The organism is Pseudomonas sp. ACN5 (genome assembly GCF_002303975.1).
In the GTDB taxonomy this organism is placed as follows: domain Bacteria; phylum Pseudomonadota; class Gammaproteobacteria; order Pseudomonadales; family Pseudomonadaceae; genus Aquipseudomonas; species Aquipseudomonas laurylsulfatiphila.
In genome coordinates this window covers 124253-145404 of sequence record NZ_MRCP01000013.1, presented here as the reverse complement: position 1 = coordinate 145404, position 21152 = coordinate 124253, and the positions used below count along the sequence as shown (strand labels likewise).

Here is a 21152-nt window from a genome sequence, read left to right as displayed (position 1 = left end):
CGAGCAGGGCAATCGCTGCCGCACACCCTTGGAAACTGGAATAGTCAGGAGTATTCACAAGATGCGAACCACGCTGAAGGCCACACTCATGGCCGCCATGATCGGCATGTCGGGCGTTGACGCCGAGGCGGCGGACTACAGACACAATCCCTACACCTTGACCTACGCAGGCGCGCTGGTGAAGAACGAACCAGGCAAGGTCAACATCCATCCGGTCACCTACAGACTCAACGGCCTGGACATCGCCGCCAACGTCTACACCCCGGCCCATTATGACGCGGCGAAGCAATACCCGGCCGTCGTCGTGGCGCATCCCAATGGCGGGGTGAAGGAGCAGGTCGCCGGCCTGTATGCCCAGCGCCTGGCCGATCAGGGCTACATCACGATCACGGCGGATGCGGCGTATCAGGGGGCCAGCGGTGGCGATCCGCGCAACATCGACAAGCCCGCGTATCGCATCGAGGACATCCATGGCATGGCGGACTTCATCGCCCGCTATCCGGGCGTCGACAGCGCACGACTGGGCTTGCTCGGTATCTGCGGCGGCGGGGGGTATTCGTTGAAGGCGGCGCAAACCGACAAGCGCTTCCAGTCGATCGCGACCTTGAGCATGTTCAACTCCGGGCTGGTACGTCGCAATGGCTACCGGGACTCGCAACTGTCGACGATCCAGGAGCGCTTGCGACAGGCTTCGGCCGCCCGCGCGCAGGAAGCGGCGGGCGGGGAGGTGCTCTACGTCGGCGACGCCAGACTGACCGATGAACAGATCGCCAGGCTGCCGTTCGATCTGTATCGGCAGGGTTTCGAGTATTACGGCAAGACCCACGCCCATCCGAACTCGACCTTCCGCTACACCCAGAGCAGCCTGCTGGACCTGATGAGCTTCGATGCCACGGACCAGATCGAACTGATCGACCAACCCTTGCTGATGATCGCCGGCAGCAAGGCCGACAGCCTGTACATGTCGGAGCAGGCGTTCGCCAAGGCCACTGGAACCGGTGACAAGAAACTGTTCACGATCGATGGCGCGACCCATATCGAAACCTATTGGGTGCCTGAGTATGTGGACGTTGCCATTGGCCAGTTGAACGCGTTCTACGCCAGAACACTCTGACTCGAGGGATCCTTGATCATGAAAAACACGCTTTTTGGCATCGCGGTGTGCGCCGCGGCGCCTTTTGCCGGCGCAGCAGGGGCCGACAGTGTCAGTGAGCCCAGGGCCGCCCAGCAGATCAGTCGTGCAGGCAGCCATGCTTCGGTCGTGGGCCCGGCGGATTATTTCACCGGACAGGTGCGCGTCGATCCGTTGTTTCCTGCCACGGGCGAGAACAATGCGTCCGGTGCCTACGTCACCTTCGAACCGGGCGCGCGTTCGGCCTGGCACACCCATCCTGCCGGCCAGCGATTGGTGGTGACCTCCGGTGTCGGCCTGACGCAGGAGTGGGGCAAGCCCGTGCAGGAAATCCATCCGGGCGATGTGATTGTCTGCCCGCCGGGCGTCAAGCACTGGCATGGTGCCGCTGCGACGAGCCGCATGACGCACCTGGCTGTGACCGGTTCGGTAGAGGGCAAAAGCGTGCAATGGCTGGAGAAGGTCACCGATGCCCAGTACAGCGCCCAGCGTCCTGTTGCGCCGCAATCCTTGCCTGCTACGCAACCCGTTTTCGAGACATTGTCGTCCAGGCAGCAGGCCATTCCGTTGATTGCCGCCGCCATGGCCACGAGCAATATTCCCCGACTCAATGCGGCCCTGAACCAGGGGCTTGATGCGGGCCTGACGGTCAGCGAGGCCAAGGAAATACTGGTGCAGCTCTACGCCTACAGCGGTTTCCCGCGCAGCCTCAATGCCCTTGGCGAGTTGATGAAAGTGGTGGATGCACGCAAACAGCGGGGCATCGAGGATGTTGCGGGGCGCGAGCCCGGTCGCGTCATTCCGGTTGGCGATGAGTTGCTGGCAGTTGGCAAGGCCAACCAGGCGCGAATTGCCGGGGCGCCTGTCCAGGGGCCGTTGTTCGACTTCGTCCCTGTCATCAATCAGTACCTGCAAACGCATCTGTTCGGTGACATTTTCGAGCGCGACAACCTTGACTGGCAAAGTCGGGAGCTGGCGACCGTCGCGGCGCTGGCCGCCACACCGGGCGTAGAGTCACAACTGCGCTCACACATGGCCGCCAGCCTGCGGGTTGGCCTGACTGTCGGGCAATTGCGTCAGTTGACCCGGTTACTGGCCGATCAGGGGGATGCTGAAGCCGCCAAGCGCGCCGCCGAGGCGCTGGACGCCACCCAGACCAATCAGCCCGGATAGCGCAAGGCTTCGCGCAGCAGGGTAAAGGCCGGCGAGCTTTGCCGCCGGCTCGGGTAATAGAGGTGGTAGCCAGAGAAGGGTTCGCACCAGTCCGTGAGCACGCGTATCAACCGGCCCTGCGTGACATGCTCCTGCACCAGGTCTTGCGGCATGTAGGCCAGGCCCAACCCCTGCAGGGCAGCCTGCAGGCGCATGGCGATGTTGTTGAACACCAGTTGGCCCTCGACGCGGACGTTCACTGGCTGGCCATTCTTCTCGAACTCCCACGAATACAGCCCGCCGTGAGTCGGCATGCGCAAGGTGATGCAATTGTGCTGCATCAGATCAATCGGGACGACGGGCTTTGAGTATCGGGCGAAATACGCCGGGGAGCCGACCACCGCCATGCGCATGTCGGGGCCGATACGCATGGCGATCATGTCCTTGGCGACCTGCTCACCCAACCGCACGCCAGCGTCGAAGCCTTCGGCCACTATGTCGGTAAAGCCGTAGTCGACGATGATTTCGATGTTGAGGTCAGGATAGTCCGGCAGCAATTTGGCCAGTACGGGGTGCAGAACCGTGATCGCTGCATGCTCGCCGGCCGTGATCCGCAATTTGCCCGCCGGCTTGTCGCGGAACGCGCTGAGCAGGGCCAGTTCGTTGTCGATCTCTTCGAACCTGGGGGCGATCACCCGCAGCAGATGCTCGCCGGCTTCAGTCGGCGAAACGCTGCGCGTGGTGCGAGACAGCAACCGCACACCCAGTCGATCCTCCAGCTGGCGCATGGCGCGGCTCAAGGCCGGCTGCGACATACCCAGCCTGGCAGCGGCACGGGTGAAACTGCGCTCCTGTGCCACGGCCGAGAAGATCGCCAGTTGGTCGTAGCTTTCGACGGTCATTGATACGCACCTGTTATGAACCGGTTGCGATTATGCCATCTGAAGTGAGTAATGGTGTTGTCCTGGAACGCTTACGGTCTGGTCAAAAGAGTGCCCCTGGGATCTCTGCTCGAAAAAACGATTTTTCAATCCCCTGGTTGCAGAAAGTCGACAAGTACCGTCCTCAAGCCAATGCCGCCTGCGCCGAGCCTTGTTGAACGAAGCGTTCAATCAACCATCGCGCCGCCGGCCCCGGTGGCACATCCGTGCGGTAGATGACGTCGAAGGCATATTGGCCGCTTTTGTATTCCGGAATGTTCAGTTGCACCAGTCGGCCGCTCTCCAGATCTTCCTGGACCATCGGGGCCGGCATGTTGCCCCAGCCGATGCCTTCACGCAGCAGCATGTGCTTGGCGCCCAGGTCCGCCAGCCGCCAGGTGCGGTTGCTGAGCACGGCGAAGTCCTTGTCTTTGGTCAGCACCGAACGGTCGGACAGCACCAGTTGCGTGAACTCTCGCCCGGCGCCCGGAACATTCGCGTCGCTCGATGCCAGTGGATGATTGGGGGCTGCCACCGGAATCAACTCGACACTGCCGACGCCCATTCTTTCGATACCGTCGATGCCTTCATTCATGGGCCCACTGACGCCGATGATCGCGCCACGGTTGATCACCCGCTCAGTGACGGCGCCGAGGGCCTCCATGTGCAAGTGCAGGGCAACGGTCGGGAACGCTTCGCGAAAGGATTTGAGTGCGTCCACCACGCGCTCGGGGGGAAGCATTACATCGAGTACCACGTGAACCTCGGCTTCGAGCCCCTGGAGCAGGCCCTTCACTTTGGCGCGTAATTCATGAATACCGTTGGCAATGGTCCTGGCTTCGGCCAGCACGGTGCGGCCGGCATCGGTGAGCTGGGGTTTGCGGGTGGTCTGACGGTCAAACAGCGACACGCCGAGCTGCATTTCCAGGTTGGCGATCGAGTAACTGATGACCGAGGTGGCCCGGTGCAGTTTTCTGGCCGCTGCGGCAAAACTGCCGACTTCCACGACCGTCAGGAACACGCGCAGCTGGTCCAGTGTCGGTGTTCCGGGGTCAGAGATCATGCCAATTTCCTCGAACGTAATGGCCAATTTTATCCCGGTACATCGTATAGCGTCATGCATCTGCCCGGTGTGCTGAAAAAATGAAACACCAGGCAGATAAGCGCAAAACCACGACAGGTTGAACAAGGCTCCTAAAGAGTGGCGAACCGTGATCGGCGACAGTTGAGTCGTCGAAAGCGACACCCGCATACGGCGTATGCGCAGCGGCTGGAATGGTTCAGCTGCTCTCTGGAAAGGAGAAACGAAATGACTGATTTTATGCCTACCCCCAACGAAATCGCCGGCAAAGTCGTGATTGTGACGGGCGCCGCCAGTGGTATCGGGCGTGCCATCGCCGAGCTGTTCCATGCCCGTGGCGCCAAGGTCATTGCCGAAGACATCAACCCTGAAGTGAACGCCCTCGAGCGTCCGGGCCTGGTGCCATTCGTGGCCGACATCACGGTCGATGGCTCGGCGGAACAAGCGGTTGCCCTGGCCGTTCAGCACTTCGGCAAGCTCGATGTGCTGGTCAACAACGCGGGACGGATCATCTACAAGCCTCTGGTCGAGATGACGCGCGAGGACTGGAGCTGGCAGATGGAGACCAACGTGACGGGCGCGTTCCTTCATTCCCGTGAAGCGGCGAAAGAAATGATGAAGCAAAAGTCAGGCGCCATCGTCAACATCGCGTCCTATGCCTCCTACTTCGCGTTCCCGGGCATCGCGGCCTACACCGCATCGAAAGGGGCCCTGGCGCAACTGACCCGAACCCAGGCCCTGGAAGCGATAGAGCACGGTATTCGGGTCAATGCGATTGGCGTGGGCGACGTGGTCACCAATCTGCTCAATCACTTCATGGAAGATGGCCCGGGTTTCCTGCAAGAGCACGGCAAGTCGGCACCGATCGGCCGTGCGGCTTCGCCCGATGAAATCGCCGAGATCGTGGCGTTCCTGGCCTCCGAGCGCGCCAGTTTCATTGTCGGCTCGGTGGTCATGGCCGATGGCGGCATGAGCATTCCCGTGGGCAGTTGATTGGCCGGTTGTACTTGCGGCACGGCGAGCGCCGTGCCGCGTTTTCATTTGCGGTAATGACTGGGCGGAACGCCGACCTCCCGTTTGAATGCCTGGGAAAAATGGCTGGCGCTGCTGTACCCGACCTCAAGTCCGGCATCGATGATGCTCATGTCGGTTTCGATCAGCAGTTGCCTGGCCTTGGTCATTCTCAGCCTGATGAAGTAGCGCGAGGGTGAAAGCCCCGTGGCGCGTTTGAACAGGCGGCTGAAGTGGTACTCGCTCATCCCGGCTGCGGTGGCCAGGTCCCCCAGGCAAAACGTCTCACCCAGCGACTGCTCCATTGCATTCACCACACGCCTGAGCTTGAAGGCCGGCAGGGCGTTGCGCTGCACGATGTTATCGGCTTGCGCATCCAGATAATGGCGTGCCAGGTGTACGGCGATGCACTGGGCGATGCCTTGCATCAGCAGCGGGCTGGTTTCTCCCCGGGATCGCAGTTCGACTCTGAACTGTTCGAACAACAACGATAAAGTCTGGTCACGCCCCCCGGATATTTCACGCAGACCAATCGAACCCGTGACGTGTTTGCCGGTTTCCTGAATCGCTTGTTCCAGCAGGGGCAGGCCGAGGTAAATGTGCATCACTACAAAGGGTTCCACACTGGTCACTTGCCAGCGCATTTCGTAGGGCACGGCGCTGGTGGTGAGGAAAAAATCCCCCTTTGTCACGTCACTTGCCCGCCACGCTTCGCCAGCCTCCCGCTCCTCAATGGTGGCGCTCCCGGAAAGTACCCAGACAATCAGCGGCTCAGCCACGGCGGGAACGATGACGCTTTGCTCGATCCGCTCGCGGGTAAAGATCTGCACCAGCACATCGTTGGAAAAAACCTCGTCGGAGGCGGCCAGGCGCTGACCGCGAATGTGGGCCTCCAGGCCTGTTGCAGACGTTCGCTCAGCGGTTTGCACGATTGAGCTCCCTTTCGATGGGGTGATTGGCTTGTCTATTTTATCGAATCTAATGATCTAAATTAGTCGGCTGTTCAGATGAGCTGGCCGAGGGCAACATTTCCTCAACAGGGCGGTTCATGTCGAATCGCACCCCATTGAAGGAAATGCCTCATGTCGACTTCCGCAAACATCGCTCATTCCGCCAACTCTGAACAGAGCGGTAGCGACGTCACCCAAGCCTCGGTCTCGTTGATCGGCCGCGTACTGCTCAGCGCAATCTTCATCCTCTCCGGTTTTTCGAAACTGGCCGCTCCGGCCATGATGGTCGGCTACATCAGCTCTGTGGGTCTTCCCCTTCCACAATTGGCGCTGGCGCTGGCGATCGTCGTTGAAATCGGTGGTGGCCTGGCACTGATCGCCGGTTACCGCACCCGCACCGTTGCCGCTGTGCTGGCTGTATTCAGCGTGTTTACCGCACTGGCTTTCCATAACGCCCTGGGCGATCAAAACCAGTTCATCCACTTCTTCAAGAACATCGCGATGGCCGGTGGCCTGCTGCAGGTCGTGGCTTTTGGTGCCGGTCGTTTCAGCCTCGACGCTCGCCGTCGTTGATACCCCCGCGCTGCGAAGGCCAGCCCCTCGCCGCGCAATGTTCTTCTCCCTTCTTTTTCGATAGTCGAGACCTCCATGAAAGCCATACGCGTGTACGAATACGGCAGCCCTGAAGTTTTACGTCTGGAAGATATTGCCGACCCGGTGGCCGGTGTCGGTGAAGTGCTGATCGATGTCGCCGGAGCCGGGGTGAACCCGATTGACTGGAAGATCCTTTCCGGTGCCATGAAAGCCTTCATCCCTTTGCCGCTGCCCTTTACCCCGGGGGTTGAAGTGGCCGGTACCGTGATCGCGCTGGGGCAGGGTGTCACTGAGTTCAGCCTTGGTGATGAAGTGTTTGGCTTCATCAACATCGTCGGAGGTTATGCGACCAAAGCCGTCGCCCAGGTTGCAAAACTGGCGCTGAAACCCAAGTCACTGAGTGCCTTGCAGGCCGGCGCTGTCCCCGCCACGGCCCTGACGGCCTGGCAGGCCCTGACCGAACACGCGGGTGTGCAACGTCGGCAGAAAGTGTTGATCCACGCCGCGGCCGGTGGTGTGGGCAGCATGGCCGTGCAGATGGCCAAGTACCTGGGGGCCGAAGTCTACGCAACGGCCTCCGCGCATAATCATGCTTACCTGAAAGACCTCGGCGCTGATTACACCATCGACTACAGGACCCAGGCATTCGACGAGCTGGTGTCCGGTGTCGATGTGGTACTGGACCTGGTGGGCGGCGACACACAGACCCGTTCCTTTGCGGTGCTGAAAAAACACGGCGTGCTGGTATCGCCCGTGAGCCTGCCGAACATGTCGCTGGCCAACGACTACGGTGTGACCCCGGCCAACTTTGCCACCCGCTCCGATGGCCGGCAGCTTTCGCTGATTGCCGAACTGTTCGACAAGGGACACCTCAGGGGCGACGTCGAGGCATTCCCGTTGAGTGAGGCGAAAGTGGCGATCGAGAAAAGCATGGGCCGGCATTTGCAGGGCAGGCTTGTTCTCGACGCCACGAAGTAAGGTGTTCCCCCGACAGGATCAGGCAAGTTGTCAGAAGGATCTGACTAACTGGCCGAGCGCCGTTATCCCTAATCTGGACTGGCAGCGAGACACCGCTCTCGCGTCACCAGACACTCAAGTGAGGGATTAGGTCATGTCGAACATCTCGAAAAAAGTCGTTCTGATCACGGGCGCGAGCAGTGGCATAGGCGAGGCGACAGCGCGCCTGTTGGCCAGCAAGGGGGCGCATGTCGTGCTCGGGGCGCGTCGTACCGAGCGCCTCGAAATACTCTGTGGCGAGATTAACGCGAGCGGTGGAGTCGCGCACTTCCAGGCATTGGATGTCACCCGCCGAGACGACATGCAAGGGTTTGTGGACTTTGCGTTGAAGCTGCATGGCCGGGTCGATGTGATCGTCAACAATGCCGGTGTGATGCCGCTGTCGAAACTCGAGGCGCTGAAAGTTTCCGAGTGGGACCAGATGATCGACGTCAATATTCGCGGAGTGTTGCACGGTATCGCGGCAGGCTTGCCGCTGATGCAAAAACAGCAATCAGGCCAGTTCATCAATATCGCCTCGATCGGTGCCTACACCGTCAGCCCGACGGCGGCGGTCTACTGCGCGACCAAGTTTGCCGTGCGCGCCATCTCGGAAGGGTTGCGCCAGGAGGTCGGCGGGGACATCCGTGTCACTGTGATTTCCCCGGGCGTTACCGAGTCCGAATTGGCCGAGAGCATTTCCGATGAAGGCGGGCGGGCCGAGATGCGCGAGTTCCGCAAGATCGCCATCCCTGCAATGGCCGTCGCTCGTGCGATCGCTTACGCCATTGAACAACCTGCCGATGTGGACGTCAGTGAGCTGATTGTCCGCCCGACCGCCAGTGCGTTCTGAATGGAGGACCTGAACATGACGAGGAAAAAATCCGCTGATCAGGCTAAGTACGTCGGTCTGTGGGTCACGGCAGACGGGTTCATCCGCCACGAGCTGTTAGCGGGTGGCCGGTACGATGAAGCCCGGGGCCGCAAGACGAGTGCCTACCAGGGCCGGTATTGGCTGGAGGGTGACCACATCGAGTACGTCGATGACACCGGCTTCACGGCTGACGGGGAGTTCCGCGACGGGATTCTGTATCACGCGGGCATGATTCTTTATCGCCAGATGTAGACGCCTGAGGCCGCAGTGGCGGGTGCTCATTCGACTAAGAGTGAGCACCGCCGGCATCCGTCATCGAGCATTGCGCCCGTTATGCGTGTACCGACCTCACCACTCGCCTCACATGGCTCAACAGGTGATCGACATCCTCGGCGGTGGTGGCGAACGAGGTGACAAAACGCACGATGTTGGGGCCCCAGCGATCATGGTAGAAGACGAACCCGGCCTTCAGCAGCGCATCGATCACGGCTGAGTCCAGCCGACAGAACAGGATATTCGCCTCGGTGCCGCCCAGCACTTCAACGCCGCTCAGCCCGGCAAGCCCCTGCGCCAGGCGCTGGGCGGCATCGTTGGCCTTGCGGGCATTGCGCAGCCAGAGATCATCGCTCAGGTACGCATCGATCTGCGCCGAAAGAAAACGCATTTTGGAGAAGAGGTGACCTGCACGCTTGCGGCGGTACCTCATTTCGGTGGCGAGCGAGGCGTTGAACAGGACGATGGCTTCCGCCGCCAGCACGCCATTCTTGGTGGCGCCAAACGACAGGGCATCCACGCCGGCCTTCCAGGTCATCTCTGCCGCCGAACAACCCAGGGACACCAGGGCGTTGGCGAATCGGGATCCATCCATATGGAACCCGAGGGAGGCCGACTTGCAGACCTCACCGATGGCCGCGATGTCGTCCAGGGTGTAGAGGCTGCCAACTTCGGTGGCCTGGGTGATGCTGACGCAGGCGGGCTGGGTCGTGTGCACGTCTCCCAGTTTTTCGCGGGTGCGCTCACGCAGTCGGTTGATGTCCAGCTTGGCCGAAGGGCCGTCGATGGTCATCAGCTTCGCGCCGTTGGAGAAGAACTCAGGCGCGCCGCATTCATCGTTGTTGATATGACTGGCGGGATGGCAATAGATGTTTCCCCAGGGTGGTGTCATCGCGCTCAGGCACAGGCCGTTGGCGGCGGTGCCGGTGGGCACGAGAAGGACCTCCACGTCGCGCTCGAAGATCTCGCTGAATTTGCGCTGGACCCGCACCGTCAACTCGTCGCTGCCATAGGGCCCCGCCTGGCCCGTGCTGTGTTTGGCGAGGGCGTGTGCCACCTCCGGCGATGCGCCTGCGATGTTGTCACTTGAAAAACCCAGGGCGGGCGCTCTGCTTGTTTCACCGTTCATCATCCAATTCTCGGCTGCGCAGGCGAAGGTGTTTCGCCTGGATTGGCGCATCCTAGGGAGAGGGACGGTTGTCGCGCTTGTAAAAAATTGACGCTCGCCTGATGCGACGCCCTAAGTCCTGTAGCGCGAGGGTGCAACGCCGAATGCCTGGCGAAAGGCGCGGTTGAAATGGCTTTGATCGTAAAAGCCGACGGCGTGGGCGACATCGACGATCGGTTGCCCGCTGCGCGATAGCAGGCCACACGCCCGTTCCAGACGCAGCCGAAGCAGCCATGCGTGCGGCGTCATGCCAATGGTCCGCTTGAACTGCTTGAGGAACGGGAATCGGCCCAGACCGCACAATCCGGCAAGATCATCGAGCGTGATTCGCTGATCGATGTGACTGAAGCAATAGTCCCTGACGCGCGACCATTGCAGGGCTGAGAGCGATCCGGGAATGCTTTCGGGCGTGATTGTCCGTGACTGGTGCAACAGGCGTTCAAGCAGGGTGATCCATTGTGTCTGCAGCGCGAGGCTGCCGGGGCCCACGGCCTGCTGCATCGCTTCGTGCAGACCGCGCAGGTTGCCCACAAGCCGCGGGTCTTCCAGCAACACACTGGTCAACTCAAGCTCCCTCGGTTGACCGCTGATCTCCTCGGTCATGTCCGCGATCAGTGCCTGCGACAGGCGGAACGTCTTGAGCGTATAGGCGCCGCCGCCTTCAGACGCACCATCGTGAATTTCACCCGGCGGCATCAGGGCAATGCGTCCCGGCCCCAAAAGAAACGACTCGCCTTTCGAACGATGACGCTGGATGCCTTCGGTGACAAAGCCAATGTGGAAGTCGAGGTGGTAATGGCGATCGAAGCCGACATCGGCAAAGCGTGCGGAGCCCAGCACCAGGCCTGGTACTTCGGACACGTGATGGTACTTGGCATGCTCAGTCATGGGACCCGTTCAACAATCGGCGAGGAGGGCAGGGGCGCCCAAAGTCTAGGTGCTCACGCGGTTCAGATCCATGGGGTGCCAGTAACGGAGGTGGTTACTGAGGCACCCGCGGTCGCTACAGGCCACTGAACAGGCTGATGATCACGGCATTGACCAGGTCAATGAAAAAACCACACACCAGTGGCACGATCAGGAAGGCCTGGTGCGCCGCGCCGTACTTCTGTGTCACGGTCGACATGTTGACGATGGCTGTCGCCGTGGAGCCGAGGGCGATCCCGCCGAATCCGGAAGCGATCACGCTGGCTTCGTAATCGCGCCCCATGAAGCGGAAGACTACAAAATACGTATAGGCGACCGTCAGCAGAATTTGCAGGGTCAACGCACACAGAATGAACAACAGCGCGCCGCTGAGCTGCCAAAGTTGAAGCCCCATCAGGGCCATGGTCAAAAACATGCCCAGGCAGATATCGGAGATCAGTGACAGACCCAGGCTGGCGCCGCTCCAGCTTTTCAGGCGTTGATCACCCACGAAGGCGAGTACCAGGTGGTGAATGACGATGCCCGCGAACAGGCAGCTGACAAACTTGGGCAGGGTGATGCCGGCATCGACCAGCAGCAGGTTGAGTCCATAGCCGAGCATCAGGGTCAGGTTGAGCCACATCCACGCCCAGAGCACGTCGTAGTAGTCCAGCGCCTTGCTCGGTTGTTGCTCGAGAATGCCGACTTCCAGCTCCGCATCCCTGGACGGCGTCAGTCGGTAACGATCTATCAGTCGGTTGGCGATAGGGCCGCCGATGACACAAGCGGCAATCAGGCCGACGGTGTTGCTGGCGATGCCCAGTTCATGGGCGTTACTGATGCCCAGTTTCTCGACGAAAAGCGGTGCCCAGGCCAGGGTGGTGCCCACTCCGCCCGTGAGGGAAATGGAGCCCACCATCAGGCCCGCCTTGGGATCAAGCCCGAACGCCTGGGCCACACCCATGCCCAGCGAGTTCTGCAGGAGAATGAACACGGCGGCGAGTAACAGCAGGATCAGCAGCGGGCGCCCACCCTTGAGCAGTTGGCGCATGTCCGATTTCAAGCCAATGCCGGCGAAGAAATAGAGCAGCAGGGTGTCGCGAACCTGCAGGTCGAATTCGACCTGGATGTTCAGGCCGAAGTAGAGCAGGGACGTCACCGCCGCACAGACGAAGCCGCCGACCACCGATTCGGGGATACAGTATTGACGGAGAAAGGCGTTGTGCTGGACGAGGGTTTTGCCGAGGAAAAGCAGGAGGATGGCAAGGGTAAAACTCACGAGGCCGTGAACCTGGAAGAGCTGTGAAGTCATTTAAGGCCTACCTAAAAACTGATCAATCATTATCAGGATTCGATCATTCAATGTTTAGACCTGGATCAATGAATGGTCGATACAGCCACTGCCAGCCGTGCTCGTCCAGATAGTCCAATCATCAGCTACGTCTGTGCGCCAGCAGTGAGGACAGCCTAGCCTGAATGGGAAAACCCACCAGTATTGGCATAGGCCGCCATCACGCTCCCGATGGCCAGTCAAACGGCTGAGTTCAGCGTTTGATCAGGGAAATCTTCGTTCCCTCGATACTGACCCCCGCCATTAGCCCTTGCTGGTCGAAGATGAACGCGTAGGCGTCGTCTTTCAGCGTCGAGCTGGACAGGTTCTTCGCCACCCCTTCATCAACCACGACAACCGTTGGCCCCACACCGATTTCCCAGCCCTTGGTTTCGGCGACATATTTCACGGCTTTATCGGTCATCAGGAAAACCGCATAGCCGTACGACTGGGCGCCGGCCTGCAGCCCCCATGAACCGCTGACGGAGTTGTAGTAATTGTCGACTGTGGTGCCTTTCATCATGACGCCTTCGCCGTAGCTGCCACCGAACACAAGACCCGCCTTGATGATTTTCGGGAAAACCAGCACCGCTTTGGCCTCGTGCGAGATTTTTTCGGAAAACGGATGGGCCTTGTAAAGCGTTTGCAAGGCTTGTTTGGCATCGGCATTGAGATCCTCGGCGGTGGCCGCTCCTGCATTGTTCAGGAAACCGGTCGATGCCAATGTTGCAGTGGCGAGGAAAAACGAGAGGAAGAACCGCATTGATTGAGTCATTTGCATACTCCGCTGAGGGAGCATTGGATGAGAGCAGCGGCAGGCGCCTGCATTTGGCAGCAACTGAATCCGCTGAGGTTATCCGGCGCACCCTGAAATGTGTGAATTCAAGCATCGCTTTTGTATGAAGCAGGCTCGTAATCACCTGTCATTTGCGATGCCATCAGATGTTGTGACCACTGCGCAATGGCGGTGTTCGTTCGCCGGGCCTTTCTTTGGAGGGCCTGTCGAGAAAAAAGGTGTGCGGTAGAACTTTTGTCAAAGTTCACGCAGGGGAAGTCTTTAGTGTTTCTTAATGTTTCCTCTGGTCGCCGGAGATAGCAGATTTTCAAACCCTCCTGCCCTGAAACCCCCGAGCCAGCCATGTAGCGGCGTTGAAAGGTTGGCGAGGGCTCCAGAACCCCCGTCTGTATTCGCGATAAACGGGAGGCCCAAATGGCGCACTGGCGACCCCTTGGGATTGTCTAATTCACCCAACCCGCTGTAACGCAGTTAACGCGTACCATTTCCTTTAATGGAGGGTAGTACCATGGCTGTTATCAATGGGACTGAACAAGGCGACTTCATATTTGGCAACCCCGAGGATGATCAGATCTTCGGCCTTGGCGGCGACGACTTCATCCTGGGTGAGGGAGGCAACGACACGATAGAAGGGGGTGACGGCAACGATGAACTCGTCGGTGGTGACGGCGATGACCTCCTGCGCGGTGGCGCCGGACTCGACAGTCTCACGGGCAATGTCGGTGCCGATACCCTGACCGGGGGCGCGGATAATGACGCTTTCAACTGGTTCGTCGGCATTGGCGCGGATTCCACTTCCCTGGCCCGCGACACGGTGACCGACTTCCAGGGGGCCGGCATTGCCGGTGGTGACAACCTGCTTCTCTCCGCGAGTAACCGCCTGGTTTTCGAGGGGGCTCGCCCCACGGTGCCGACACTGGGCGCTTCGCTCGGTTTCGGCGGCAACGGCTTTACCGAGGTGTTTTATGCCGTAGGTGCCGCCAGCACGCTGCTGTTCGCGGACTCCAACGACAATGGCGTGCTCGACGCCAGTGACTTCTGCGTAGAGTTGACGGGACAGCACAACCTCACAAGAGCCGATTTCGGCACCACGGCCTTCGTCCTGCGTGGCACCGAGGGTAATGACGTGATCAACGGCACCCCGGACCCCGATACGATCCTGGCGCTCGGTGGCAATGACGTGGTCAACGCCGGCAACGGCAATGACATCGTCGACGGCGGCGCCGGCAACGACATCCTCAACGGTGGCGCGGGAATCGACCGGCTTACCGGGGGGCTCGGCAATGACACCCTCAACGGCGGCGATGACCGCGACCTCATCACCGGGGGCGACGGCAACGACATCATTGACGGTGGCGCCGGCAATGACACGACGCTTTCCGGCGGCAATGGCACTGATATCGTCAATGGCGGTGCCGGCAACGATACCCTCGACGGCGATGCCGGTAACGACCAGTTGTTCGGTGGTGTCGGTAACGACGACTTCTTTGGCGGAGAGGGTAACGACCAGATCTTCGGCGAGGACGGCAACGACGAACTGTTCGGCGATGCCGGCAACGACCAGCTGTTCGGCGGCAATGGTGACGACGCGCTCGAAGGCGACGCCGGGGCAGACCAGTTGAACGGCGGTGCCGGCAATGACGAGTTCGAGTTCTTCCTTGCCTCGTTCAACCCGAGCTCGACCTTCGCGACCTTCGATACGATCCAGGACTTCCAGGGCGCAGGTGTGGCCGGGGGCGATACGCTCGAGCTGAACGATGAGTTCGTGTTTCGTGGCCAGGTCACGTTCAATCCACAGCTTGGCGCGGCACTGGTCGGCGGCGGCAATGGCATCACCGACCTGTTCTACACGGTCCGCCAGGGCAACACCTGGCTGATAGCGGACAACGATGACAACGGCCGGCTCGACAGCACCGACTTCACGGCGAACTTCCTTGGCGTCAACAACTTCACGGTGGGCGACTTCGGTAACAATACCGAGTTCGTCACGGCGGGCACCGATGGCAACGACATCATCGTCGGCACCGATGGCGACGACAAGATCTTCGGCCTCGGCGGCAACGACCAGTTGTTCGGACAGGCAGGAGAGGACCTGCTCGATGGCGGTACGGGGGACGACGTGCTGCTCAGCGGCACTGGCCTGGATAATTTGTTCGGCGGCGAGGGTAACGACACACTCACCATCGAGGATTTCGGCAGTGCCTTCGGCGGAGCCGGCAACGACCTGGTGATCGGCAGCAGCGCCGAGTTCGCCTTCCAGACGACCCTTGAGGGCAATGAAGGCAACGACACACTGCAATCGGGCAGCGCAGGCGCCTTCATGATTGGTGGCACCGGGGACGACCGGCTGGTGGGCAGCGCGGCGGGTGATTTCATGGTTGGCAGCGTCCAGTTCGAACCCGGCCTCGATGCGGACAGGTTCCAGTTCGGTGCCCTCTGGGGAACGGACACCATCGCCGACTTCGAGGACGGCACTGACCTGATCGATCTGAGCGCCAGCGGTCTGACCTTCGCCAGCCTCACCGTTGGAGTAGAGTTCGGCGAGGCCATCATCAGCGTCACGGGCCGGCCGGAGGTGGGAACCATCACCTTGAGCGGCGTGCCACAGGCCGCCATCACCGAGTCGGATTTCGCCTTTACGTGAGTGAACGACGCATGCTCACGCCGATTGAGGGCGTGAGCATGCCTCAGGCCGGGCGTCGGGCCCCTTCAAGCGCCAGGGAGACATCATGACGGTCAAGCGCATGGACAACATCGGCATCGTTGTAGAAGACATCGACGCTGCCATTGAGTTTTTCACCGAACTGGGCCTTGAGCTCGGGCAGCACGCTTGTCGATGAGCACCTGCGACAGTTGCTGAGCGTCACCACCAGGACCGGTTGCAAGCACGAGATAACTTGGGTGCCTTGCAAATCGCTGATCTTAACGATGGAAACTCAGTATTAACCTGGTTGGCTTGTCGGTTTTATTATTGATGTTCCAATAGTTAAACAGTCGGTTTTTGCATTTGATGGGATCCGATACTGCATAAAAATCTAGCAGATATCGCATATTGACAGGTAGTCAAGCCAAAACTACCATCCGGCGTCATGAGCTTTAAGGCAGCTAATAACGGGTATCTTGCATTTGCTCGGACACCCGGGTGTAAATATATATTCATCTGCTGTTGTGCCTGCAGTATTGCTGAATGCCGAGCCTGTCAGATTCAAACTCAATGTGCGTCAAGGCGAGCCAAAGTGAAAAAGTCACTCATCCTGTTGACCCTGCTTGCACCCCTTATCGCCATTGCTGGCGAACCTGATCACCTGGCCATTTGCGACGAGCTCAAGCCAGATATCACTCGTAGTTACGGCGTGCACAACTTGATGCTGGTGGATAACGGTAGTTCATACGTGCCAAGTGAAGGGGTTGTGCTCTGTGTGTATGACGGCATTATCCAGAAGTTCTACGCTGATCGTTCTGTCAGGGTTATGGCAACACTGAACATCGCCAATAATAAATACAACGTCCTGTTCTAATAGTGGGTTGTAATTCGTGAACTAGTGGTTCTGATGCATCTTCTGCTGGTTATTGAAACCATGCTCTTTCATCAGGCGCTCCAACCCGGCTTGTTGAATATTACGCTCTGCCCCTTAACCTGGTGAGTCCAACGGCTTTCGTATGAAACCTGGCGCGCGCGGCCAATGAGTTTTTTTATCAGGGAAAGGAGCGCAGAATGATCAGCCGGGCGTTCGAATGTAGTGCCGCAGGCGGGGCTGGCGTGTGGTCAACTCGAGCAGCCGGGGAGGGACTCTCTCGGCGATGATGAGCGCTTGCCGACGACGGCAAGGGCTGGAGACGCGCTTTGAAACCATTCCCGCTCAGACCAGGCGCCTCAACTCTGGACATGTTTCTTCAAGCGTGTCTGCCACGTCGTGACGCTGTTCCGCCAACCTTGACGGAAAAAGCGGTCATCCCGGACATTCCCAATGCTCGCTACAGGCTGGACCACGACCTGACGCCTTTCATTGAGGATGCGGTTCAGTCCAACAAGCGTGAGAGCGAGGTGCTCGCCAAGGCCGGGAAGCCGAACCATATCCTTCCGCTGGCCAATATGCTGGCGGTTTCCGGTGGCGGCGATGCGGGCGCTTTCGCAGCGGGATTGATTGCGGGATGGACGACGCATGGGACTCGCCCCCAGTTCAAGGTCGTCACAGGCATTAGCGCGGGTGCCTTGGTCGCCCCGTTCGCTTACCTGGGGTCCGATTACGACGGCGTGATTCGGTATGTCTCCAACGCAATCGGTCCCAAAGACATTTTTCATTCGCGAAACGTATTAACCCGTTTTGCCAGCGACGGTATAGCGGACAGCAAGCCACTGTCGCGGCTCATCGCAAAATACGTCACGGCACAGACTCTTGAGGCAATTGCGACGGAGTACGCCAAAGGACGAATCCTGCTGATCGGCACAACAGACCTTGATTCCGGCCGGCCAGTCACCTGGAACATGGGCGCGATTGCTGCAAGCCGGGCACCGGGAGCGCTCGACCTCTTTCGCAACATCATGCTCGCGTCAATGAGCATTCCCGGTGCAGTCTCACCCGTCATGATTGATGTGGACGTGGACGGCAAACAGTTCCAGGAAATGCACGTGGACGGAGGGGTTATCACCCAAGTGTTTCTTTACCCACCCAGCACCGTGATGGCGCTGAGCAAAGCCACCGGAGCACCGTTGCGATTCGACCGCCATTTCTATGTCATTCGTAACGGGACACTGGAGCCACAGTGGTCCGGGACCAAGCGCCGCACATTGAGCATCGGCGGTCGAGCCATCAGTGCCTTGATTCAAACCCAGGGGATCAGCGATCTGGAGCGTATCTACCGTATGGCGCAACAGGATGGGGCGGATTTCAATCTTGCGTACATTGGCTCCGACTTTAACTTTGCGCACGATCGGAAATTCGATGGCGAGTACATGAAGCGTTTATTCGATTACGCCTTTCAACTCAGCGCGAAGGGCTATCCGTGGCATAAATTGCCGTACCTGGAAAACGCTAAACGATGAAACAAGCGCGTCATCGAACATTCAGATTTTTTCCGGAGAAACCACCCACACGCTGCAGGGCAACTTGTACAGCAGATGTTCCACCGTGCTGCCAACCAGCCGCTCCATGCCGCGATGACCAATGCGTCCCATGACAATCACATCGATGTCATAAGTCTGCGCGTAGCTGGAAAGCACCTTGACCGGATTGCCCATGATCATGTGCTGGTGCTCCGGCGGGATACCGTTGCGCTCAGAAAGTTCGCGAAACGCATCAGCCTGCGCCTCGAACAGCGACTTGGCTTTTCCCGAGGAGAAAAAAGCCGATCCATTGCTGAAACCGAATTCGTCCGCACTGATGCTGGAAAGGTCATGGGCGTAGATCACGTCCAGTTCTGCATTACAGGTGCTCGCCAGTTTGGAGGCCTCGCGCAGAATGCTGTCGTTGAAGCCTTCGTATTGCTCATCAGAATGAAAAGGGTCAACGGCGGCGACGATCTTGCGCGGCAAAGCGTTGTGCAAATGACTGACAAAATGCAGGGGCACCGGGCATTCACGTAGCAGGTGGATATCCAATGGCGTAAACATCAGGCGTGACAGCAGCGATTCGTGTTCCAGTGCCTTGATCAATACGGCCATTGGCTGTTCTTTGAGATGAATGAGGATTTCCTGCAAGGGCCTTTCGACCCAGACGACTTCCGTGGTGACGTGCACACCGATCTTACGCAGGGGGCGGGCCTGGTCTTCCAGCCACTGGCGATGGCGCTCGACATAGCCCAGCCGCATCTGTTCCAGCGCCTGTCCATTGACCATTCCTGCAGTCGCCAGCCCTTCAAGATAATCGAACGCCACGATGTGCAGGGCAGCACCTGAGGCCTTGGCCAAGGCAGCGGCCCGGTCGAAGGCGGGGCTGTTTTCCATCAACGGCGAAACGACCAGCATGAAGCGTAATTGATCAGACATGACAGATCTCCGGTAGGCAATCGCGCAGTCGCTCGCCCGAATGCTGCGGCGTTATTGGGCAGTGAAACCTTTCCTTTAGCTTGCCGCTGTTCAGGGCGTCGGGTTTGATCTTTGTCAAATGGAAGGGAATGGAGGGTGTTGCCCGACGTGCGGTTGTCCGGGCTTCATCCAGTGCCCTGAAGGATATCGCGCGCGCATCTGATAAAAATCAAGTGGTCGGAACAAGGAGTAATCAATCTGTGGTTCTATTCCTGGATTGAAATGGCCGTGTGCCGAGGTGCTCCATGTCGCAATCTCAGCGTTTACTCTTGATCGCTCCTGCCGCCATGACTCGGACACCGGCATTCGACCGGGCTGCTGCGCTTGCGATCGCGATGCAATTGCCGTTGCACATCGTGGCGTTCGACTATTCCCAGGCCTTGGCGGTGGCCGGGTTGTTCGCCCCGGAACAATTCAGTCGGGCTCGGGACGGCTACTTGCAAACCCATCGCCAATGGCTCGTGGATCAGGCCGGATTGATGAGCAAGCAGGGTGTCGAGGCCACCAGCGAAGTGGTGTGGGTACAGCATCCTTATGAGGAGATTCTGAACTTCATCAATGAGATGCCGCTGACGCTGATCATCAAGGACGCCCAGGAAGAATCGGCGTTAAAACGAGTATTTTTTACTCCGCTGGATTGGCAGCTGCTGCGCGATTGTCCTGTGCCGGTGCATCTGGTGACTACTGCGCTGTATGCCCGACCACGCAACGTGCTGGCCATCATTGATGTGTTGCGCGATGAAGATCAGGACCGCGTGTTCAACGACCAGGTTATCGACGCCGCGGCGAAACTGGCCTCAGTCTGTGATGCCAGTCTTGAGTTGCTGCATGTGTATGACTGGACGGCTGTATACGTACAGGACATGGGCATTGCCGCATTGCCGCTGGCCAGCGGGATCCATGAAATGTTGGGAGCGGCTCAGCATGAGGCATTTGCGGCCATCGCTGAGCGCCACGGCGTGTCACCGGAGCATCGTCACTTCATAGTGGGGGCACCCGTACCGAGTATTTGTGAGTTTGTCTTCAAGCACCGCTGCGATGTCATTGTCATGGGCACGGTACAGCACAAGGGCTTGAGCAGACTGCTAGGAACCACGGCCGAGCAACTCCTGCATCGGGCGCCGTGCAGTGTGCTGGCGATCAAGCCGGGAAGAATGCTGCAATCCTGAGGGCTTGATCGCCCCGCGACGAGTCGTTGGCCGGAACATCGCGCAGCGATTGTCTACAGGTAAAGATGATGAATCACCTGACGGCTGTCGTCGGGATCATTGTGTGTCTCGAATCCGAGCGCCTTGGCCAGGTCGCGCATGGGGGCATTGCTGGAGGCGTCCATCGAATACATTTGACGAAAGCCGTTTTTGCGCGCCGCCTTGATCAGATGGTCCATCAGCAATGTGCCCAGACCCAAGTACTTCCATTCATCGGCGACCGTTACGGCACATTCACACTCATGGTCGCCAGTGGCCGCGTAACGGCTGATGCCGATCTCGACCAGATTCCCTTTGTCATGGACCAGGGCGATATAGGCCACGCGCTGTTTATTGTCCGTGTCCATCAACTGATCGAGCATCGCAGCGCCGGGTTCGCTGATCTGCGCGAGAAAGCGCATGTGCCGGGATTCGGGAGACAGCCGTTTGATGAAAGCGTATTCACGGTCGCGATCCTTCTGCGCCAGTGGTCGGATCAAAACGTGGCGACCGTCCCTGAGCGCTTCTATCCAGTATTGGCCGTCGACCGCTGCATAGGTGGCCGCGGCCCGATCATTGTGGTCTTTGACGGTAAGCATGAGGTGTTCCTCCAGTGCGGTTTGCAAGGTTGGCATGGGGTAAAAAGGTCGCGTTTGAGTACTTTTCTACACCGCTGTCGATGCTTGAATCTGATCTGGATCAGATAGCCGTGCCGGCGGCACTGGTTTGCGTGGGCTTGATGTAAATCAAACCGCGC

The 21152-nt window shown here is 59.2% G+C and carries 20 protein-coding genes; 11 read left to right on the top strand and 9 right to left on the bottom strand.

The features are described from left to right. Window positions 1-61: 61 nt before the first annotated feature. Window positions 62-1114: an alpha/beta hydrolase gene (locus tag BSF40_RS22975; protein WP_095966881.1), complete on the top strand. Its 1053-nt coding sequence runs from the start codon at window positions 62-64 to the stop codon at window positions 1112-1114. A gap of 18 nt (window positions 1115-1132) precedes the next feature. After that, window positions 1133-2305, top strand: a complete 1173-nt coding sequence (locus BSF40_RS22970) for a carboxymuconolactone decarboxylase family protein (protein WP_095966880.1) — start codon at window positions 1133-1135, stop codon at window positions 2303-2305. On the opposite strand, the gene BSF40_RS22965 is transcribed toward BSF40_RS22970, so the two are convergent. Together BSF40_RS22965 and BSF40_RS22960 are read right to left on the bottom strand one after the other, a co-directional pair. Next, window positions 2293-3186 carry a LysR family transcriptional regulator gene (locus tag BSF40_RS22965; protein WP_095966879.1) on the bottom strand — a complete coding sequence of 298 codons (894 nt, stop codon included), beginning with the start codon at window positions 3184-3186 and terminating at the stop codon, window positions 2293-2295. The two genes, BSF40_RS22970 and BSF40_RS22965, sit on opposite strands and share 13 nt — an antisense overlap. 163 nt (window positions 3187-3349) lie before the next feature. Continuing rightward, on the bottom strand, window positions 3350-4267 hold the full coding sequence (locus BSF40_RS22960) for a LysR family transcriptional regulator (protein ID WP_095966878.1): 918 nt from the start codon (window positions 4265-4267) through the stop codon (window positions 3350-3352). A 246-nt stretch (window positions 4268-4513) separates the two neighbouring features. Between BSF40_RS22960 and BSF40_RS22955 the strand changes: the two genes are divergently transcribed. Beyond that, complete coding sequence (locus tag BSF40_RS22955) at window positions 4514-5278, top strand: SDR family NAD(P)-dependent oxidoreductase (protein WP_095966877.1); 765 nt, start codon at window positions 4514-4516, stop codon at window positions 5276-5278. A 44-nt stretch (window positions 5279-5322) separates the two neighbouring features. Here BSF40_RS22955 and BSF40_RS22950 read toward each other — a convergent pair whose 3' ends face one another. Beyond that, window positions 5323-6225: a helix-turn-helix domain-containing protein gene (locus BSF40_RS22950; RefSeq protein WP_095966876.1), complete on the bottom strand. Its 903-nt coding sequence runs from the start codon at window positions 6223-6225 to the stop codon at window positions 5323-5325. A gap of 153 nt (window positions 6226-6378) precedes the next feature. Between BSF40_RS22950 and BSF40_RS22945 the strand changes: the two genes are divergently transcribed. The 4 genes from BSF40_RS22945 to BSF40_RS22930 all read left to right on the top strand — a co-directional run bounded on the left by BSF40_RS22945 (window position 6379) and on the right by BSF40_RS22930 (window position 8962). Then, entirely contained in the window at window positions 6379-6819 is a 441-nt protein-coding gene (locus BSF40_RS22945) for a DoxX family protein (protein ID WP_095966875.1), read from the top strand. A gap of 75 nt (window positions 6820-6894) precedes the next feature. Further along, window positions 6895-7818: an NADP-dependent oxidoreductase gene (locus BSF40_RS22940; protein ID WP_095966874.1), complete on the top strand. Its 924-nt coding sequence runs from the start codon at window positions 6895-6897 to the stop codon at window positions 7816-7818. A 133-nt stretch (window positions 7819-7951) separates the two neighbouring features. Continuing rightward, complete coding sequence (locus BSF40_RS22935; RefSeq protein WP_095966873.1) at window positions 7952-8689, top strand: SDR family oxidoreductase; 738 nt, start codon at window positions 7952-7954, stop codon at window positions 8687-8689. 15 nt (window positions 8690-8704) lie between these two features. Continuing rightward, window positions 8705-8962 (top strand): Atu4866 domain-containing protein, encoded by a 258-nt coding sequence (locus BSF40_RS22930; protein WP_095966954.1) that lies wholly within the window; start codon window positions 8705-8707, stop codon window positions 8960-8962. 79 nt (window positions 8963-9041) lie between these two features. Here BSF40_RS22930 and BSF40_RS22925 read toward each other — a convergent pair whose 3' ends face one another. The 4 genes from BSF40_RS22925 to BSF40_RS22910 all read right to left on the bottom strand — a co-directional run bounded on the left by BSF40_RS22925 (window position 9042) and on the right by BSF40_RS22910 (window position 13162). Next, the gene (locus BSF40_RS22925; protein ID WP_256589575.1) at window positions 9042-10115 is read right to left on the bottom strand and encodes a low specificity L-threonine aldolase; all 1074 of its coding nucleotides are present in this window, start codon (window positions 10113-10115) and stop codon (window positions 9042-9044) included. 108 nt (window positions 10116-10223) lie between these two features. After that, the gene (locus BSF40_RS22920; RefSeq protein WP_095966872.1) at window positions 10224-11039 is read right to left on the bottom strand and encodes an AraC family transcriptional regulator; all 816 of its coding nucleotides are present in this window, start codon (window positions 11037-11039) and stop codon (window positions 10224-10226) included. A 115-nt stretch (window positions 11040-11154) separates the two neighbouring features. Further along, window positions 11155-12369, bottom strand: coding sequence for a sodium/glutamate symporter (gene gltS, locus BSF40_RS22915; protein ID WP_015094820.1), 1215 nt, complete (start codon window positions 12367-12369; stop codon window positions 11155-11157). Window positions 12370-12601: 232 nt separating this feature from the next. Beyond that, a complete protein-coding gene (locus BSF40_RS22910) occupies window positions 12602-13162 on the bottom strand; it encodes a YSC84-related protein (protein WP_095966871.1) in 561 nt (186 codons plus the stop codon). A gap of 529 nt (window positions 13163-13691) precedes the next feature. Between BSF40_RS22910 and BSF40_RS22905 the strand changes: the two genes are divergently transcribed. The 3 genes from BSF40_RS22905 (at window position 13692) to BSF40_RS22890 (ending at window position 18227) form a co-directional block, all read left to right on the top strand. Further along, the gene (locus BSF40_RS22905; protein ID WP_095966870.1) at window positions 13692-15827 is read left to right on the top strand and encodes a calcium-binding protein; all 2136 of its coding nucleotides are present in this window, start codon (window positions 13692-13694) and stop codon (window positions 15825-15827) included. A gap of 592 nt (window positions 15828-16419) precedes the next feature. After that, window positions 16420-16701: a hypothetical protein gene (locus BSF40_RS22895; protein ID WP_095966869.1), complete on the top strand. Its 282-nt coding sequence runs from the start codon at window positions 16420-16422 to the stop codon at window positions 16699-16701. Between the two features lie 326 nt (window positions 16702-17027). Continuing rightward, window positions 17028-18227, top strand: coding sequence for a patatin-like phospholipase family protein (locus tag BSF40_RS22890; protein WP_095966868.1), 1200 nt, complete (start codon window positions 17028-17030; stop codon window positions 18225-18227). A 21-nt stretch (window positions 18228-18248) separates the two neighbouring features. On the opposite strand, the gene BSF40_RS22885 is transcribed toward BSF40_RS22890, so the two are convergent. Further along, window positions 18249-19169 (bottom strand): universal stress protein, encoded by a 921-nt coding sequence (locus BSF40_RS22885; protein WP_095966867.1) that lies wholly within the window; start codon window positions 19167-19169, stop codon window positions 18249-18251. Between the two features lie 284 nt (window positions 19170-19453). Here BSF40_RS22885 and BSF40_RS22880 point away from each other — a divergent pair, with 284 nt between their 5' ends. Continuing rightward, window positions 19454-20377 (top strand): universal stress protein, encoded by a 924-nt coding sequence (locus BSF40_RS22880; protein WP_095966866.1) that lies wholly within the window; start codon window positions 19454-19456, stop codon window positions 20375-20377. A gap of 53 nt (window positions 20378-20430) precedes the next feature. Here the strand turns inward: BSF40_RS22880 and BSF40_RS22875 are convergent, their stop codons facing one another. Further along, a complete protein-coding gene (locus tag BSF40_RS22875) occupies window positions 20431-20994 on the bottom strand; it encodes a GNAT family N-acetyltransferase (RefSeq protein WP_095966865.1) in 564 nt (187 codons plus the stop codon). Between the last annotated feature and the right edge of the window lie 158 nt (window positions 20995-21152).

Excerpts from the sequence above, each read along its gene's own strand:
- BSF40_RS22940 (WP_095966874.1), top strand. The coding sequence starts at position 6,895 with ATGAAAGCCATACGCGTGTACGAATACGGCAGCCCTGAAGTTTTACGT.
- BSF40_RS22925 (WP_256589575.1), bottom strand. The coding sequence starts at position 10,115 with ATGATGAACGGTGAAACAAGCAGAGCGCCCGCCCTGGGTTTTTCAAGT.
- BSF40_RS22970 (WP_095966880.1), top strand. The coding sequence starts at position 1,133 with ATGAAAAACACGCTTTTTGGCATCGCGGTGTGCGCCGCGGCGCCTTTT.
- BSF40_RS22955 (WP_095966877.1), top strand. The coding sequence starts at position 4,514 with ATGACTGATTTTATGCCTACCCCCAACGAAATCGCCGGCAAAGTCGTG.
- BSF40_RS22910 (WP_095966871.1), bottom strand. The coding sequence starts at position 13,162 with ATGACTCAATCAATGCGGTTCTTCCTCTCGTTTTTCCTCGCCACTGCA.
- BSF40_RS22960 (WP_095966878.1), bottom strand. The coding sequence starts at position 4,267 with ATGATCTCTGACCCCGGAACACCGACACTGGACCAGCTGCGCGTGTTC.
- BSF40_RS22935 (WP_095966873.1), top strand. The coding sequence starts at position 7,952 with ATGTCGAACATCTCGAAAAAAGTCGTTCTGATCACGGGCGCGAGCAGT.
- BSF40_RS22885 (WP_095966867.1), bottom strand. The coding sequence starts at position 19,169 with ATGTCTGATCAATTACGCTTCATGCTGGTCGTTTCGCCGTTGATGGAA.
- BSF40_RS22875 (WP_095966865.1), bottom strand. The coding sequence starts at position 20,994 with ATGCTTACCGTCAAAGACCACAATGATCGGGCCGCGGCCACCTATGCA.
- gltS (WP_015094820.1), bottom strand. The coding sequence starts at position 12,369 with ATGACTTCACAGCTCTTCCAGGTTCACGGCCTCGTGAGTTTTACCCTT.
- BSF40_RS22880 (WP_095966866.1), top strand. The coding sequence starts at position 19,454 with ATGTCGCAATCTCAGCGTTTACTCTTGATCGCTCCTGCCGCCATGACT.
- BSF40_RS22945 (WP_095966875.1), top strand. The coding sequence starts at position 6,379 with ATGTCGACTTCCGCAAACATCGCTCATTCCGCCAACTCTGAACAGAGC.
- BSF40_RS22905 (WP_095966870.1), top strand. The coding sequence starts at position 13,692 with ATGGCTGTTATCAATGGGACTGAACAAGGCGACTTCATATTTGGCAAC.
- BSF40_RS22930 (WP_095966954.1), top strand. The coding sequence starts at position 8,705 with ATGACGAGGAAAAAATCCGCTGATCAGGCTAAGTACGTCGGTCTGTGG.
- BSF40_RS22975 (WP_095966881.1), top strand. The coding sequence starts at position 62 with ATGCGAACCACGCTGAAGGCCACACTCATGGCCGCCATGATCGGCATG.
- BSF40_RS22920 (WP_095966872.1), bottom strand. The coding sequence starts at position 11,039 with ATGACTGAGCATGCCAAGTACCATCACGTGTCCGAAGTACCAGGCCTG.
- BSF40_RS22965 (WP_095966879.1), bottom strand. The coding sequence starts at position 3,186 with ATGACCGTCGAAAGCTACGACCAACTGGCGATCTTCTCGGCCGTGGCA.